9 protein-coding genes are annotated in these 15,568 nt (G+C 54.3%); 6 read left to right on the top strand and 3 right to left on the bottom strand.

Features of this window, described 5'->3' with window-relative positions; all coding sequences use genetic code 11:
* Positions 1-5: 5 nt before the first annotated feature.
* Positions 6-1,187, bottom strand: coding sequence for a sialidase family protein (locus DTL42_RS15655; protein WP_114369668.1), 1,182 nt, complete (start codon positions 1,185-1,187; stop codon positions 6-8).
* 339 nt (positions 1,188-1,526) lie between these two features.
* Here DTL42_RS15655 and DTL42_RS15650 point away from each other — a divergent pair, with 339 nt between their 5' ends.
* The 4 genes from DTL42_RS15650 to DTL42_RS15635 all read left to right on the top strand — a co-directional run bounded on the left by DTL42_RS15650 (position 1,527) and on the right by DTL42_RS15635 (position 7,120).
* A complete protein-coding gene (locus tag DTL42_RS15650) occupies positions 1,527-4,712 on the top strand; it encodes a response regulator (RefSeq protein WP_114369667.1) in 3,186 nt (1,061 codons plus the stop codon).
* A gap of 83 nt (positions 4,713-4,795) precedes the next feature.
* Positions 4,796-6,040, top strand: a complete 1,245-nt coding sequence (locus DTL42_RS15645) for a sensor histidine kinase (RefSeq protein ID WP_114369666.1) — start codon at positions 4,796-4,798, stop codon at positions 6,038-6,040.
* Positions 6,030-6,596: a response regulator gene (locus tag DTL42_RS15640; protein ID WP_158545407.1), complete on the top strand. Its 567-nt coding sequence runs from the start codon at positions 6,030-6,032 to the stop codon at positions 6,594-6,596. The genes DTL42_RS15645 and DTL42_RS15640 overlap by 11 nt, the downstream gene beginning before the upstream one ends.
* A gap of 5 nt (positions 6,597-6,601) precedes the next feature.
* Positions 6,602-7,120, top strand: a complete 519-nt coding sequence (locus DTL42_RS15635) for a hypothetical protein (RefSeq protein WP_114369664.1) — start codon at positions 6,602-6,604, stop codon at positions 7,118-7,120.
* A 21-nt stretch (positions 7,121-7,141) separates the two neighbouring features.
* On the opposite strand, the gene DTL42_RS15630 is transcribed toward DTL42_RS15635, so the two are convergent.
* Complete coding sequence (locus DTL42_RS15630; protein WP_114369663.1) at positions 7,142-8,443, bottom strand: DUF1552 domain-containing protein; 1,302 nt, start codon at positions 8,441-8,443, stop codon at positions 7,142-7,144.
* 36 nt (positions 8,444-8,479) lie between these two features.
* Positions 8,480-10,906 carry a DUF1592 domain-containing protein gene (locus tag DTL42_RS15625; protein ID WP_114369662.1) on the bottom strand — a complete coding sequence of 809 codons (2,427 nt, stop codon included), beginning with the start codon at positions 10,904-10,906 and terminating at the stop codon, positions 8,480-8,482.
* A gap of 297 nt (positions 10,907-11,203) precedes the next feature.
* Here DTL42_RS15625 and DTL42_RS15620 point away from each other — a divergent pair, with 297 nt between their 5' ends.
* Together DTL42_RS15620 and DTL42_RS26815 are read left to right on the top strand one after the other, a co-directional pair.
* A complete protein-coding gene (locus DTL42_RS15620; RefSeq protein WP_114369661.1) occupies positions 11,204-12,028 on the top strand; it encodes an alpha/beta hydrolase family protein in 825 nt (274 codons plus the stop codon).
* Positions 12,029-12,196: 168 nt separating this feature from the next.
* Positions 12,197-15,394: a sulfatase-like hydrolase/transferase gene (locus DTL42_RS26815; RefSeq protein WP_234824231.1), complete on the top strand. Its 3,198-nt coding sequence runs from the start codon at positions 12,197-12,199 to the stop codon at positions 15,392-15,394.
* The last annotated feature ends 174 nt before the right edge of the window (positions 15,395-15,568 follow it).

Genomic DNA, 15,568 nt, shown 5'->3' with positions numbered 1-15,568 from the left:
CCTGACTACTTTTGCTGAGGTACGGGAACGCGGAAGAGTGTGATGGTATCGTACGCACTCTTCTTACCAACTTCGCCCAAACAGCCAACCACACCGTCTCCTAGTGGTGCCAGGCAAGAGTAGGCGGAGTGCTCTGGATAAAGCGTTTGCTGCCACGACCAATCCTTGCCTTCGTCGAAGCTCCCCAGAATCGTCAGATTGCGGCGTTTCTGCGGATCGCGCGGGCTGGAAAACAGCAAGAGCCCTGGCTTTCCGTCAACTGGCCACGAGTAACGAATTAGGCTGGCCTGACAAACTGGCGAGATCATTTGTCGTGCGTCGGTAATCTCGGACCAAGTCGCGCCGCCGTCGGTGCTGATCGATTGAGCACGACAACCTTGGCCGCGGTACGAACGCATGTCGATCACCAAGTGTCCCTGATCACCGACTTCGATGACTTGGCATTCGTTCATCTCGGGATGTATGGTCCCTCCCAGTTGCCAGGTCTTGCCGTGGTCGTCGCTATAGATCACATGCGAACCGAAACCATACCCTTCCTTCCGCACCGCCGGATCGACGGAATAGCTGTGATCACACGGAATGACGAGGCGACCTTGGTGCGGTCCATGCTTAATTTGAATACCAACGCCAGGGCCGGTTGCATACCAGCCCCAATCGGGGTTCTTGGCACTGCGGGTGATTTCTTTCGGCTGGGTCCAGGTCAAGCCGTGGTCGTCGCTGTGGCAAACCCAAACCGTACGGGTCGACTTCGACTTCTTCAGCTTGATCTGCGATTCATGATCTTCGCCCAGGTTATGGGTTAGCAGCAGATAGATGCGTCCCGTCGACTCGTCTACCACTGGGCAAGGGTTACCACAGGTATTGTCTTCATCTTTCCAAACAATGACTTGTTCGCCCCAGGTTTTGCCTTGATCAGTCGAACGTTTCATCACTATGTCGATGGCCCCAGTGTCGCTGCGAGAACTGCGCCGTCCTTCGCAAAACGCCAGCAAAGCCCCATCTTGGGTCTGAATAAGAGAGGGAATTCGGTAAGTGTGATAACCATTATCACCACTCTTCCAAACTACGGTCGATTCGATGTCGTGGGGCGACTTGGTATCTTCCGCAGCAACCGCGACGTCCGTCGAAAGTGCAAGCGACCAAGTGACCAGCACCGTGGTAGCAAGCAGGCGATTCAATTTGGGCATGATCTATCCAGTAGGGGGGGCCAGGAAGGAAGGCGAGCAAGATCAATCTTTACGAGTCCTCAAGAGTCTCACAGTAGGAGCCCATGGTCAACTATTTGGGTTGAAGAAGGTTTGCCGACCAAGCCACCAAAAAAGTGAGAGCAGCTCACGTAGCGAAGGGTTCTTTGGAATTGCCGCCTTAGCAACTCTTGAAATAACGACCTCCCTATCCGAGTTAGTCGTTGCCAGGGGAATCCAATCTGCCTTAAATTAAAGAGGACTTTCCGAGGTAGCGAGACGCAGATCTGGCGGTTAGGCCTGCGCATCGTTCATGCTCCGCCGACAGATTCCCTATCTTGCATGCGCATCGTTCACAAGTTGCTTCTGGCGACCGTTTTACCAGCCCTGTTGATTTGGGTTGTCGGATACTATGCCGTAGCGGTGAGCGAACATAGCCTCCGAGAAATCATCGAGGATCGTTCAGCAGCCAGGGCGGCGGCGGTTATGGACGAAATCGACCGAGCCTTACGCACGCATATCGCCAATCTAAAAGCATTAACACGCAGCAATCTGGTTCTGCAAACCCTTGCCAAGGCAAACGCAGAGTTCGCGGCGTTTCCCGACCCTGCCGCAGAAGTCATTCGGCTGGATGAAGAGTGGCAAACTGGCACCGTCCCTGAGCAACAGAAGCTGCTTTCCCGCTTCCTCGATAACGAACTTTCGCAAGAGCTGCGACTTCGGCAAGAGAAACTTCAGGAAGCGACGGGCTATGCGGTTTACGGAGAGATCTTCTTTACCAACCAATACGGAGGGATCGCGGCACTGACCAACCGCACCTCCGACTATCGCCAAGACGACGAAATGTGGTGGCAAGAAGCGGCCAAGCATGGAATTTACGTCGGAGATGTCTCGTTCGACGATAGTGCCCACGTTTATTCCGTAGATATCTGCATGTCCGTTGAAACCCATGAAGGAAAACTGGCCGGTGTGATGAAAGCCGTGCTAAATATCCAGGAGGTGTTTAACATTATCGACGGACAATCCCGCGTCGACACTTCTGCCCATACCGAATTCTTTTTGTTCACGCACGACTACCGCATCATCCGTGGCCCCCCAGGCCAAACCGCCCCGTTGGCAGATGGTCGCCAGTATTTCCAGAACCTCGACCAAGACTTCACGCAAGATGGCGTTATTGCAACCCGCCATCGGTCCAACGGCGAGGGAGAGGTGTTGGCCGCCTATGCAACCTCCGCCGAAGACACCGGATCGTTGCAAAATCTGCACTGGATTGTAATGGTGCAACAAGAGGCAGCCCAAGTCTTTGCCCCGATCCGTATCATGCGACAAAACATCTGGTCGCTGGCTCTTTTCGCCACACTGTTGACCCTGGTCGTCGCTGGCGGATTCTCTTGGTCCCTCTCGCGACGAATTCGCGAAATCACCGATGCTTCGGCAGCGATTGGCGAAGGAGATTGGGAAGCCAAGGTGCCTGTTCGTGGCAGTGACGAAGCCACCATGCTTGCCAAGCAGTTCAACCGGATGACCGAACAGTTAACCGAAATGAACCAGCAATTGGTACGCGCCAAGGAACAAGCCGAGTCAGCGAATCAATCCAAGAGCGACTTTCTGGCGAACATGAGCCACGAAATCCGTACGCCCATGAATGGCATCATCGGAATGACCGAGTTGCTACTAAACACCGATCTAACGGGCGAGCAACGCGAGTATCAAAAGCTGGTCCAAAGCTCAGCCGATTCGCTGCTTGTCCTGCTGAACGACATTCTCGACTTCTCGAAGATCGAAGCCGGCAAGTTAGAACTCGAGCGGCTGCCGTTTCGCTTGCGAGAGGTGCTCGGATCAACCATTCATACGCTCGCCAGTCGCGCCTCGCAAAAAGGAATTGAACTGGCCGCCCGTATCTTACCGGAAGTTCCTGATGGCTTGGTTGGCGACGCAGGCCGTTTGCGTCAGATCATCGTGAACCTGGTTGGCAATGCGATCAAATTCACCGATCGAGGCGAAGTGGTGATGAAAGTTGAGAACGAGTCGTTCTCAGGCGATAAAATCCGGCTTCACTTTTCCGTTCACGACACCGGCATCGGCATTACCTCGAAGCAGCAACAAACGATCTTCGACGCGTTTACCCAGGCCGATGCTTCTACCACTCGGCAATACGGTGGCACTGGTTTAGGACTGGCGATTTCCGCCCAGCTAAGCAAGATGATGGGAGGAAGAATCTGGGTCGAAAGCGAGCTCGGCCATGGTAGCACGTTCCATTTTATTGTCGAGTTTGGCCGGGCTACCGATATCACTCCCGCTGCCCCAGTAGGCCTCGATTCTCTCTACGATCTAAAAGTCTTAATCGTTGACGACAATCTCACCAATCGCATCATTTGCGAAGAGATGCTCAATAGCTGGGGCATGAAACCGACCGTGACCGGTAGTGGGCCGAATGCTCTGCTGGAAATCGACCGAGCTAAGAATGACCAAGCCCCGTTTCAGCTGGCCATGATCGATGTGATGATGCCCGGCATGGACGGCATCGAGCTGGTCGAACACATCCGCCGCATCGCCGACCCGTCGCAGTTGACCATCATGCTGCTATCTTCGGCCGATCGCCCCCTCGATGCCCAACTAGCCGATCGGCTAGGAATTGCCAAAAGCATTACCAAACCGATCACGCAGTCGATGCTTCTTAACGGAATTGCCTCGGCCATGGGGAACACGCATAGCGATTCCCAGCTATCCAATCGATTTACGCCGAACGATGGCTCCGAGTTTTTCTCACGAAACATTTTGCTGGCCGAAGATGGTGTCGTGAATCGGAAAGTGGCGGAGAGCCTGTTACAGCATCGGGGCCATCGCGTTACCTCGGTGGAAAACGGTCGCCTAGCGGTCGATGCTTTTCGGGCTGGTACGTATGACGTGATCTTGATGGATGTGCAGATGCCGGTTCTCGATGGCTTTGCCGCAACCGCCGAGATTCGTAGGCTAGAAGGAAACTCTCCCCACAAGATTCCCATCATTGCGCTTACCGCCCATGCGATGAAGGGGGACCGCGAACGCTGTCTGGCCGTCGGCATGAACGAATACGTTTCCAAGCCGTTTCGCCCCCAGGAACTTTTTGCAGCCGTCGAACGCACTCAGCGGCCAGAAGAAAATATTCCCCCAAGTGTCCAACCCGCTTCACACTCCAATGGAGTTCCTGCCATGGATCCCAAGCAAGCCCTGGAAAACGTGGGAGGTAATCCCGACATCTTAGACGAGATGATCGATCTATTTGTCAACGAATGCCCTAAGCAAATGAACGAGATCGAGTCCGCTCATGCCGCTGGCGACCTCAAACGTCTGACACGATCTGCGCATACCCTGAAAGGGTCGGTCGCGTTGTTTGCCGCCGAAGCCGCCACTTCTGCTGCCAAACGAATCGAATTTATGGGTCGTAACAACAACGTGGAAGAGTTCGACGTAGCTTGGGCTGAGTTGCGGGAAGATATCGATCAGCTAATGTCTGAGCTTGCCACGATCCGATCAAAAGAATCGTAGCAACATGGCATCTTTGATGCAGGTCCCGTGATCGCAGCCCCACAAACCGCGACGCCCTGTTTGCCTTTATCCCCAAATTCACCATGAGAGTTCTCGTAGCTGAAGACGGATTGATGATGCGGCGAATTCTCGTTCGCGCGCTGGCCGGCTGGGACTACGATGTCACCGAAGTGGAAGACGGCGACCAGGCCTGGGCCGAGTTTGAAAAAGAACCATTCCGCATGGTGCTGACCGACTGGGTCATGCCTGAAAGTGACGGTCTGGAACTCATTCGAAGAATCCGCTCGGCCAACCTCCCCTTCTACGTCTACATCATCTTGCTGACCGCGAAGTCGGAAAAAGAAGACCTGGTGGTTGGCATGGAGGCCGGGGCGGACGACTTTCTTGTCAAACCGGTCGATCACAACGAACTCCGTGTCCGTCTTCGCGAAGGGGAACGGATTGTTCGGCTCGAGCAGGAACTCGCCGAACAAAATCGCCAACTGCGCGAAACCCAAGCCGCGCTCGTGCAAAGCGAAAAACTGGCCAGCCTCGGTCAAATGGCCGCCGGCATGGCTCACGAAATCAATAACCCGATTGCCTTGGTTGCCAATAACCTAGCTGTGTTAAAGCGAGATGTGGCGTCTGCCTTTGAGATTCTCGACTTGTACCAATCAACCCAAAGAGAACTCGCCCAAACTCATCCCGAGTTGGCCAAGAAACTCGCGGAACTCACGGAAGAATGCGACTATGCCTGGATTCGAGACGAATCTCCAGCGTTGTTCGACCGCTCGCTAGCAGGGCTCAAGCGTGTGCGTGATATCGTCCAAAACTTACGCTCTTTTGCCCGCTTAGACGAAGCTCAGCTCGACTATCTTGATCTCAACCAAGCAATCGCTGCCGTGGTGCAGATTTTGCAGCACGAGCTGAACAACAAACAAATCAACTTAAAGATCGAACCCGGCAACGTTCCGCAAATCTTGTGCGAGCCAGGCAAAATCCAGCAGGTGCTTCACCACTTGCTGCTCAACGCCATTCAAGCCAGCGACCAAGGGGGGACCGTTAGCATACGAACCTCTCGTTGCGAGACAGGCGTGGCCATCGAGGTCCAAGACCATGGTGTGGGGATTCCCAGTAGTGACCTGGCCCATATCTTCGAGCCATTTTTCACGACTCGCGCAGTCGGAAGTGGTCAAGGCTTGGGATTGGCTGTTAGTTATGGGATCGTCCGCGACCATGGCGGCTCGGTCGAAGTTAGCAGCGAACTGGGCCTCGGCAGTACCTTTTGTGTACAATTGCCTATACGACCGGTCGAGAGTCAATCCGTGGGAGGAAGCCATGAAAGCTAAACCAGCCATTTTGTTGGTGGATGATGAGCCAGACATTTTGCATTCGCTCATTGGTCTGCTACGCCGCGATTTTACGGTGTACACGGCTGAATCAGGCCAAGAGGCACTTCAGATCATGGCTGATCACACCATCCATGTATTGATGACCGATCAACGAATGCCAGAGATGAGCGGGGCCGAATTAACCCGTCAAGCCTATCATCGTTTTCCCACAACCACCCGAATCTTGTTCACTGGCTATGCTGACATCAAGTCAGTGATCGAAGCGATCAATTCTGGCGGGCTTTACCGTTACGTTACCAAGCCGTGGGATCCCGACGATTTAATCGAGCTATTGCACGAGGCAGTCCGCTTATACGAGAAAGAAGCCGCTCAACAAAACCTCGTGCAGGAAATGCAGCACTACGTTTCGCTCGGTCGGCAGATAACCCAGCAACTCGCCCAAGATCCCAGCGGCCATCCTGTCGATCACGACCTCTTGGAAGCCTTCACTCAGGCAGGTAACCTGCTAGAAGACCTAACCCACGAGACGTGCAAACCAGTGGCCGGAGAGTAGCCCCCTTGTCGAATAAACGCCCCGTCCTGCTTACGGTACTGATCGAGCCCCAATCGTTCCGCTGGTACGCAGCTGGAATCGACCTCTCAGGAACCGTTACCCCCTTGCTCTGCTCGCAAAAAGGTAACTTCGCTGGCTACGTCGATCAGCCACTCGATGACCAAACAAGTTACCTGCGTCATCATCTCGCAGGTGTTCTCCAGCGCGGCTGCGACCGCTTGTGGGGTCGCCAAGAGAAACCTTGCCAGATTGTCTTCGTATCGGAAGGGGAATTTCAGGATGCCCCGCCAGAACTAACCTCTCGTGTTGCGGAACACTTCGTCGAGTGGATGACCAGCCCACCAGTCGTTTTCTTCCTGCGAGACTCTTCTCACGCAGTGGCTGATCCACCACTTACCGCAATCGCTGGCGAGATAACTCCTGACTGGCTCGATGCCGTCGTCACAGGTTTACCTCAAATGATCTCGCAATGCAGTGAAGACGATCCCTGGGAACTGATCATGACCAAGCCAAGCGTTTCGTAGCTTATTTTACCAACAACGTTATTACGTGATTGTTGGTTCCAGTCCATTCATGGTGCTAGTGCTGGTCGCGAACTGCCGTAGCTCCAAGCCCGATTGCTGCAAGACCGAAAGATAGAGATTCGGCAGCGGGTAATTGTTCTTCTGGTCGAACGCCAAGTGCTGACCATGTTGGAAACCACCGCCAGCAAACAAAACCGGCATGTTGCGATTCGAGTGGCTCGAAGCATTTCCGAGGTTGCTGGTCAACAGTACCGACGTACTATCGAGCAGGCTACCCTCTTCGTCTTGCACAGAGGCTAATCCACGTACGAAGTCTCCCCAAGCTTGCACGATACTCGTCTCGATCAGCGCTAACTGGGCCAACTTCTCTTCGTCCATGCCGTGGTGACTAAGCGAATGATACCCTTCGCCCACCCCTTCAATCGGGACCACGCCGCCCGAACCACCCAAGTGGTACGAGACGAAACGTGTCGAGTCGGTCGACAGAGCCAGGCGAATCATATCGCTCATCAGTCGCTGCCGACCGATGAAGTCGTTTGGATTGCTGATATCGATTGGTTTGGGAATATCGACCTTGGGCTTAGGCAAGTGTGCCCACTGCTCTGCATCGACCATCCGCTGTTCGAGTTCGCGCACACTATTGAAGTAAGCAGCCAGGCGGTCGCGGTCTCCGGCACCTAGTTCGCGCGAAAGCGATTTCGCATCTTCCGCAACTAGATCCATAATGCTCTTGCCTTGGCGAGCCCGATGCAACTGCTTCGCTTGTTCCTCTGGCGAGTCGCTGACGAACAACTGCATAAACAGCCGCGCCGGTGAGCTTTCAGCCGGGATCATCGAACCGTTTTCGGTATAGGACGGACTATTATTTCCCGATGAACTCAAAACCAGCGAAGGGAAACGCGTATGGTGCCCCATGTGCTTTGCCAACAATTGATCGATGGAAATCGTCGTACGTGACTGCGCCCCAGTTCCCATCGGCGTAGCAGAAAGCAAGCTTGCTTCGGCCCGGTGCCCTCCAGAGACTTGGGGATGAGATGTCCCCGAAATCACCGTGAAGTGATCTTTGATGTCTTGCAGCTTCTCTAAGTAGAGCGACGGCTTGTAATCTCTTCCTGCCTTTTCTGGATTGAGATTTTCGGCATGCAAACCAAGGCCCAACGTCATCGCCACGAAACGCCGAGGTTGCTTTGGTTTCTCGTTGTCGGCAAACGCTTTGTTCATCGCCGACAACCACGGGATTGCCATGCCCACACCAGCGGTACTCCGCAGGACCGTTCGGCGGCTCAGTTTCTTTCCAAAGTTGAAATAAACTTGACGCGACATGGCTCATGTATCTTTCTGTTTCTTGAATTCGAAACGTTACTTGCTCAAAAACAAAGGACTGGCCACCACTTCCTCGATGATCGTGCGGAAGCCGTAATCTTCCGCAGCGGCGAGTTGAGCGATCTGCTCTACCTCGTCACGATCGGCAAACTCGATCGTGGCCCCTGTCCCATACACCAACAACTTTTCAGCGACGTTGGCCGCCAAGCGTTGAGGTTGGCCGGTAACTATTTTTTGGAAGCCTTTGATGTTCTTGAATCGTTGCCCGCTAGACAATTCGTAGCTGGCGTCGATTGGCTGCCCTTTGCTCACCTTACGACCGTTGGTCGCCAGATAATTATCGCGCCAGCGACCAGAGGGATCGAAGTTTTCTAATGCGAAACCAGCGGGATCGATCTTAGTGTGGCAACTGGCACATTCTCCTTGCGAACGATGCTTTGCCAATTGCTCGCGAATCGTTTTTGCCCCACGAATATCGGGTTCAACCGCAGGAACATTACTTGGCGGGGGAGGCACATCAACCCCCAGTAACCGCTCGGAAACCCATACGCCACGCACAACCGGCGAAGTGGTCGTTCCGTTGGCCGTGACCTTCATGATGGCACCCTGGGTGAGCAGCCCACCACGATGGCTCTTAGGCGGCACCTTAACGCGACGTAGCTCATCCCCTTCGACTCCATCAATCTCGTAATATCGCGCCAAGCGACTATTCAGGTAAGTGAAGTCGGAATCGATCAAGTGGGAAACGCTTAGGTTTTCAGTGAGCATCGCTTGCAGAAAGGCTTCCGTCTCGGCCAGCATCGATCGCTCGACAATCGGATCAAAGCCACGATACAACTTGGCATCCGGCTCGGTGAAATCGATTTGATCGAGATCTAGCCATTCGGCAGCCAAGTCACGTAGGAATTGCTCGCCTCGGTCTCTTTCGAGCAAACGACGGACTTCCCCTTTTAAAATCTCGCGGTCACGCAGTTTCCCTGCGGCGGCCAATTTCGATAACTCGGCATCGGGCATGCTGCCGGTCAGCAAGTAACTTACCCGTGTGGCGATTTCATAATCGTCCAGCGGCCCTGGCTCTTCGGTGAAGTAGAGAAAACGGGGCGAACACAACAGTGCCCGATATCCCAGCCGCAAAGCATCCACCAAGTCGGCGTCGTTATCGAGGGCCTGATGGACCTCGGCCACATACGGCTCGATCTCGCGGGAAGTAACCGGTCGGCGGAAAGCACGATGAGCGAACGCTAACAGTAGTTTGTCGGCATCTTGACGCGGGTTTTCGCTGATCACCTTCCACGGCTTCTTCTTATCTTTCGAGGGTTCAACCTTCAGATCACCGAACAAATACTGGCGTACTTGTTTGTCGTCGCCGTTTTGATGAATTCGCTTCATCGTTACCCGCTCGAAAGCGAGCCCCGCTAAATCTTGATCTTCTCCTTCACCCACACCCACCTGGCCGCCTGCGAAACGCCCTTTCTTCAAGGTGCCATCGCCGGGGCGGATTTCCAGCATGTGCCCTCGGGGCAGCCAAGCGACGAACTCCACGGTTTTTGGCTGCTGCATCGCTTCAAAGGTTGTCACCTCACTCAGCAGTGGTGCGGTCGACACACACGGGCCACTTCGCACCGTCGACCAAACACCCCCAGTCTTGGGAAGCTTCAAACCGGAAACGGTCACCGCAAATTGATACCAACCGTCCGCCGGCGCCGTGGTCGCTGGCATCCGACCGTAATAGATCAGCCCCGACGACCAGATGACCGCCTTCCCTTCACGCATCTCAGGTTCGCGGCACCGACGCTTAGGATTCGTTCGCGCGACTCCCTGGGCATCGAAGTCTTTCTCGTACTGATCAGCGGGAGATAGAGCCCGACGAAACGCTTCGTCCAAGGCCGTGTCGACGGTGTTCAAATGTGCCGCGACCTGAAAGTGAGACATCCCCTGCCCTGCGGCCACGGTCGTAAAGCCTTCGGTCTTGGCCTCTTCTGGCAAGTAATTCAGCAGAGGAATATCTATGGCAAACAAATCTTGCAGCGACCGCTCGATCTGCTTACGCGTTAAACGGCGGCCACGAACGCGACCGTACTTAGCGTGCAACTTCTCTTGAAACTCGACGACTCCTTTATGCGTCGTTGCCAGAAAATCGGCTTTCTCACTGGGGGCAAGCTCGCCGTAATCGGCAGGCGGCATCTCGCCAGACTCGACGCGATCGTAAATTCTCACCCAGCGATCTAGCTGATTTCCTTTACCCAGATCGAACGAGAGTTTCTCCAGATCGAGACCCGCATCGGCTGATTCCCCTTGGTGGCAATCGTAGCAGTTGTTTTCCAGAAACGCCCGAACGGCATTGGTGGACTTGGTCTCTTCTGCTTTCAGCCCAGCACCACACATCAGTAGCAAACAAATTCCCCATAAGCCACAGCGGGAAATCGAGGGCGCGCAGTTCAAAACGCAAAGGTTCAATTTCATAGTGATTTGAGCTGGGAGGAAGGGCCGTGAAATAGGAGGACGGCATAGTCGGAGAGGCGGGAATACCGATAGGCGGGGTATATTTCTTGGAATCGGCATCTGGCATTCATTTTAGCCACCAGGTTCAAGAAATGCGAGAACTTCTGCGAATCCTTGCTAGCAAGATCCCTGGGAAAAAGGCTAAATCTAGGTGGTGTCCGAGCTTTTCATCTGCCACGATAGATGAGTGAGAGGCTACGAGAAATCATTCGCAGCCCCTAACCATCCCCCTCTCTTGCCCACCCTGACATTCTCGCCATGCACCGTACTGAACGACTTATTGCTGTCTGTCTGCTCCTTTTTACTTTCTCTTCCGCAATCTCCGCGGCAGAGTGGCCGGGCAAGAAGTCTGACTGGCACGGTTACGAGCGATTCGATTTCTCGGTGGATGATCGCCCCGCTTATGTGGTTACTCCCCAGCAAGCCGCTGCAGGCAATCCTTGGGTTTGGCGAGCCCGCTTCCCCGGCTTCCATGCCGAAGCCGATTTGCTGCTGCTTGAACAAGGTTTCCATATTGCGTACATCAACACCGACAATATGTTCGGTAGCGAGCGGGCCATGAAACACTGGGACAAGTTCTACGACTTTCTGATCAAAAAGGGACTTGCCCCCAAGGTTGCCTTGGAAGGAGTAAGCCGGGGCGGGCTATTCGTTTACGGCTGGGCATCGCGGCATCCCGAGCGAGTTGCCTGCATTTATGCCGATACGCCGGTATGCGATATCAAAAGCTGGCCTAAAGGCAAAGGTGCCGGCATCGGCAGTTCAAGCTCGTGGGAAGTCTTACTGAAAGAGTATGGCCTCAGCAACGAAGACGCCCTGAAATATAACCGCAACCCAATCGATATCTTACCGCCGATCGCCCAGGCCAAGATTCCCCTGCTACATATTGTTTCGCTCAACGATCAAGTGGTTCCTCCACAGGAAAACACATTGATTCTGGCCGAGCGTTATCGCGAACTAGGGGGCTCGATCGAAATCATCGAAGTGAAAGAGGGGACCGAAGAATCGCATGGACATCACTTCCCTCATCCTAATCCGCAGAAAGTGGCGGACTTCATCTCTCAGCATGCCGGTGTGAAATAGGCGAATCCCGACTTGCAATTCCTTGCCCACCCAAGACGTTGCGTTAAAAGTTGACGGGCCTTTTTTCAACGAAGAGAATACAGTGCTTCCCTGGCAACTGGTTGATTTCCTGCTTACCTCAAGCCAATTTGCCTACGCCCCGCCTTCGCAATCTTAGTTGGAATGACCATGGCGTTACCTCGCTTATCGACTCAGCGCGTGCTTCTCTCTCTCGTTTTCGTTGTGCTGAGCTCTTCCTGGCTGGCCGCCGCGAACAAGCCGAACATTGTGCTTGTCATCACCGACGATCAAGGTTACGGCGATCTTGCCTGCTATGGCAACCCTGTCATCAAGACTCCCCACATCGACAAGCTGGCGGCGGAATCTTCGCAGCTTTCTAACTATCACGTCGCTCCGACTTGTTCGCCAACGCGAGCAGCGCTGCAATCCGGACATTGGACCGATCGCGCTGGCGCATGGCACACGATCATGGGGCGATCCATGCTCCGAGCCGACGAGGCGACCTTGGGGCAACTACTCAAAGAGAACGGCTACAAGACGGCCATGTTTGGCAAATGGCACCTAGGAGACAACTATCCCTATCGCCCCGAGGATCGCGGTTACGACGAAGTTTATCGACATGGCGGCGGCGGCGTGGGGCAAACTCCGGATGTGTGGGACAACGCCTACTTCGATGGAGCTTACTTCCATAACGGGCAAATCGAGCGAGCAGAAGGTTTTTGCACCGATGTCTTCTTTCAGCAAGCTAACCAGTTCATCCGCGAGAACGCCAAGTCAGATCACCCCTTCTTTGCTTATATCGCCACCAACGCGCCCCATGGTCCGCTGCACTGCCCACAGAAGTATATGGATCAGTACTCGGAGCAAAGCCCCGCTATCGCGGCCTTCTTCGGTATGATCACCAACATCGACGACAACGTCGGCCAGACACGTGCCTTGCTAGAAGAGCTTGGAATCGCCGAGAACACCATCTTTATCTACACCACCGACAACGGCACCGCGACCGGCAATACCGTGTTTAACGCCGGCATGCGTGGCAAGAAAGGAAGCGAGTACGAAGGAGGACATCGCGTACCGCTGATGTGCTATTGGCCAGCTGGCGGCATGAACCGCAAACACGTTAGCAACAAACTGACCCATGCCGTCGACATTGCCCCTACCCTGCTAGACTTGACTGGCGGCCAGGCCCCAGCGGGCTATCCGTTCGATGGTAAGTCGATTCGCCCACTTCTCGAAGCGGATAACCACAGCAAATGGAACGATCGCTTTCTGGTTACCGACTCTCAGCGCGTGCGCGATCCGATTAAGTGGAAGCAAACCGCCGTCATGTCGCAAGATTGGCGACTGGTCAACGGCAACGAGCTTTACGAAATCAACCAAGACCCCGGCCAGAAACATAACGTCGCTCAAGATCATCCAGAGCAAGTCGCCAAGATGCGGGCGTTCTACGATAAGTGGTGGGCCGAACTTGAACCAACGTTCGCGAAGACAACCGAGATCTACCTAGGACATCCCAACTCGGGCGCAGTCTCGCTGACTGGGCACGATTGGATTCAGCAGAGCCTACCTCCTTGGAACCAAGCCCACATCCGCGCAGCCCACGGCCTCGGCTCTTCTAAGACTGCCTCGCGGCACAACGGTCATTGGGCTGTCAACGTGATTCGCGACGGCACGTACGAAATCGATGTGCGTCGCTGGCCAGCCGAGGCGGAGCACCCGATCCAAGCCGAACTTTCCCCAGGTACCAATGTTCCCGGCGCTTCTCGGGCCTATCGCACAACCCCAGGAAAAGCGATTCCGATCACCTCGGCCACGCTGCGCATAAACGGGAAAGATCTAGAAACCCAACCGGTTGCCCCCCACGACACGAAGATCGTCTTCACGACCAAGCTAAACAAGGGTTCGCACCAGTTGGCCCCGGTGTTCACAACCGACACGAATGAAGAAGTCGGAGCCTATTACGCCGTCGTGCGATATCAAGGCGATTCTAACGAACGTGCCAAGACACGTCAGCCAAACATCATTTTTGTGATGGCCGACGACATGGGCTGGGGGCAGACAGGCTATCGCCAGCATCCCGTTTTAAAGACACCCAACCTAGACGACATGGCCGCAAATGGGTTGCGATTTGATCGCTTCTATGCCGGATGCTGTGTCTGCTCGCCCACCCGGGCGAGCGTACTAACCGGGCGTTCTCCTGATCGCTGTGGGGTGCTCTCGCACGGTTACGCGTTGCGACACCAAGAAAAGACCATCGCCCAAGCTCTCAAAGACGCCGGATACGTGACCGGCCATTTCGGCAAGTGGCATCTCAATGGCCTCAAGGGCCCAGGGGCTCCTATTCTGCCGGACGATCCCTACAGCCCTGGCAACTTCGGGTTCGACGAATGGCTATCGGTTACCAACTTTTACGACCAAAGTCCGCTGATGAGTCGCGAAGGGAAGTTCGAGCAAAAGGAAGGGGACTCGTCCGATGTCGTAGTGGCAGAAGCGATCAAGTTTCTGAGAAAGCATAAAGATGGCAGCCAGCCGATGTTTAGCGTTATCTGGTATGGTACGCCCCATAGTCCATTCAAGGCTCTTGCCCAAGACAAAGCTCCGTTTGATAAGCTGAACGAAAAGTCGGCGGAGCATTACGGCGAATTGGTCGCGATGGACCGTAGCCTCGGAACACTACGTGCGGCGCTGCGCGATATGAATATTGCAGAAAACACGCTATTGGTTTTCTGCAGCGACAACGGCGGCCTAACAGGCATTCAGCCAGAAACCGTGGGAGGCCTGCGTGGGCATAAAGGGAACGTCTACGAAGGTGGCCTGCGCGTACCGGCGATCATCGAGTGGCCGAGTCAAATAGAACCACGCATCACCAACTACCCGGCCTGCACGATGGACCTGTTTCCCACGGTGGCTGACTTGCTAGGCTTGCCTGAGGCGATCTTCGTACGCCCCTTAGATGGTATCAGCCTAAAGCCACTGCTCACTCAAGAACTCGCTGCGCGCGAGCAACCGATCCCGTTCCGTTTTCAGAAACAAGCAGCCTGGGTCGATAACGACTGGAAGCTAGTCCATCCCAATGCGAAGAGGTTTGAACTGTACAACCTGAAAACCGATCCGCACGAAACACATGACCTGGCCAAGCAACAGCCAGAGCGTTTTGCCCAAATGAAAAAAGCATTCCTGGCCTGGAATGACATGGTCAACGCCAGCTTCATTGGCAAAGACTACGCAGCCGGCGAACTTGCCACGCCTGATCCAAAACCAGAATTCTGGTTTGAAGATCCCCGCTACACCCCTTATCTGCCTGCCTGGAAAAACCGGTGGGAGTTCAAATCGTACATCGAACGTGTTTCCTCACAGAAGAAATAACAGTAAAGAACGATCTGCCGTTAAACCACTAAAATACGTACATTAGGGAACAGAAAAACAGCCCACACGCGGGGAGATAGTTTTTTAATATCTTTTTCGCCTGAAGTAATAGTAAACAGCACTTAAGGCGTACGATCTTCTTCCAGAGAGCATTCTTTTCTTTCTCTCTTCCTC

The sequence above is a fragment of the Bremerella cremea genome, from assembly GCF_003335505.1.
In the GTDB taxonomy this organism is placed as follows: domain Bacteria; phylum Planctomycetota; class Planctomycetia; order Pirellulales; family Pirellulaceae; genus Bremerella; species Bremerella cremea_A.
The sequence above is the reverse complement of the archived record's forward strand: the minus strand, read 5'-3'. Positions and strand labels throughout refer to the sequence as shown.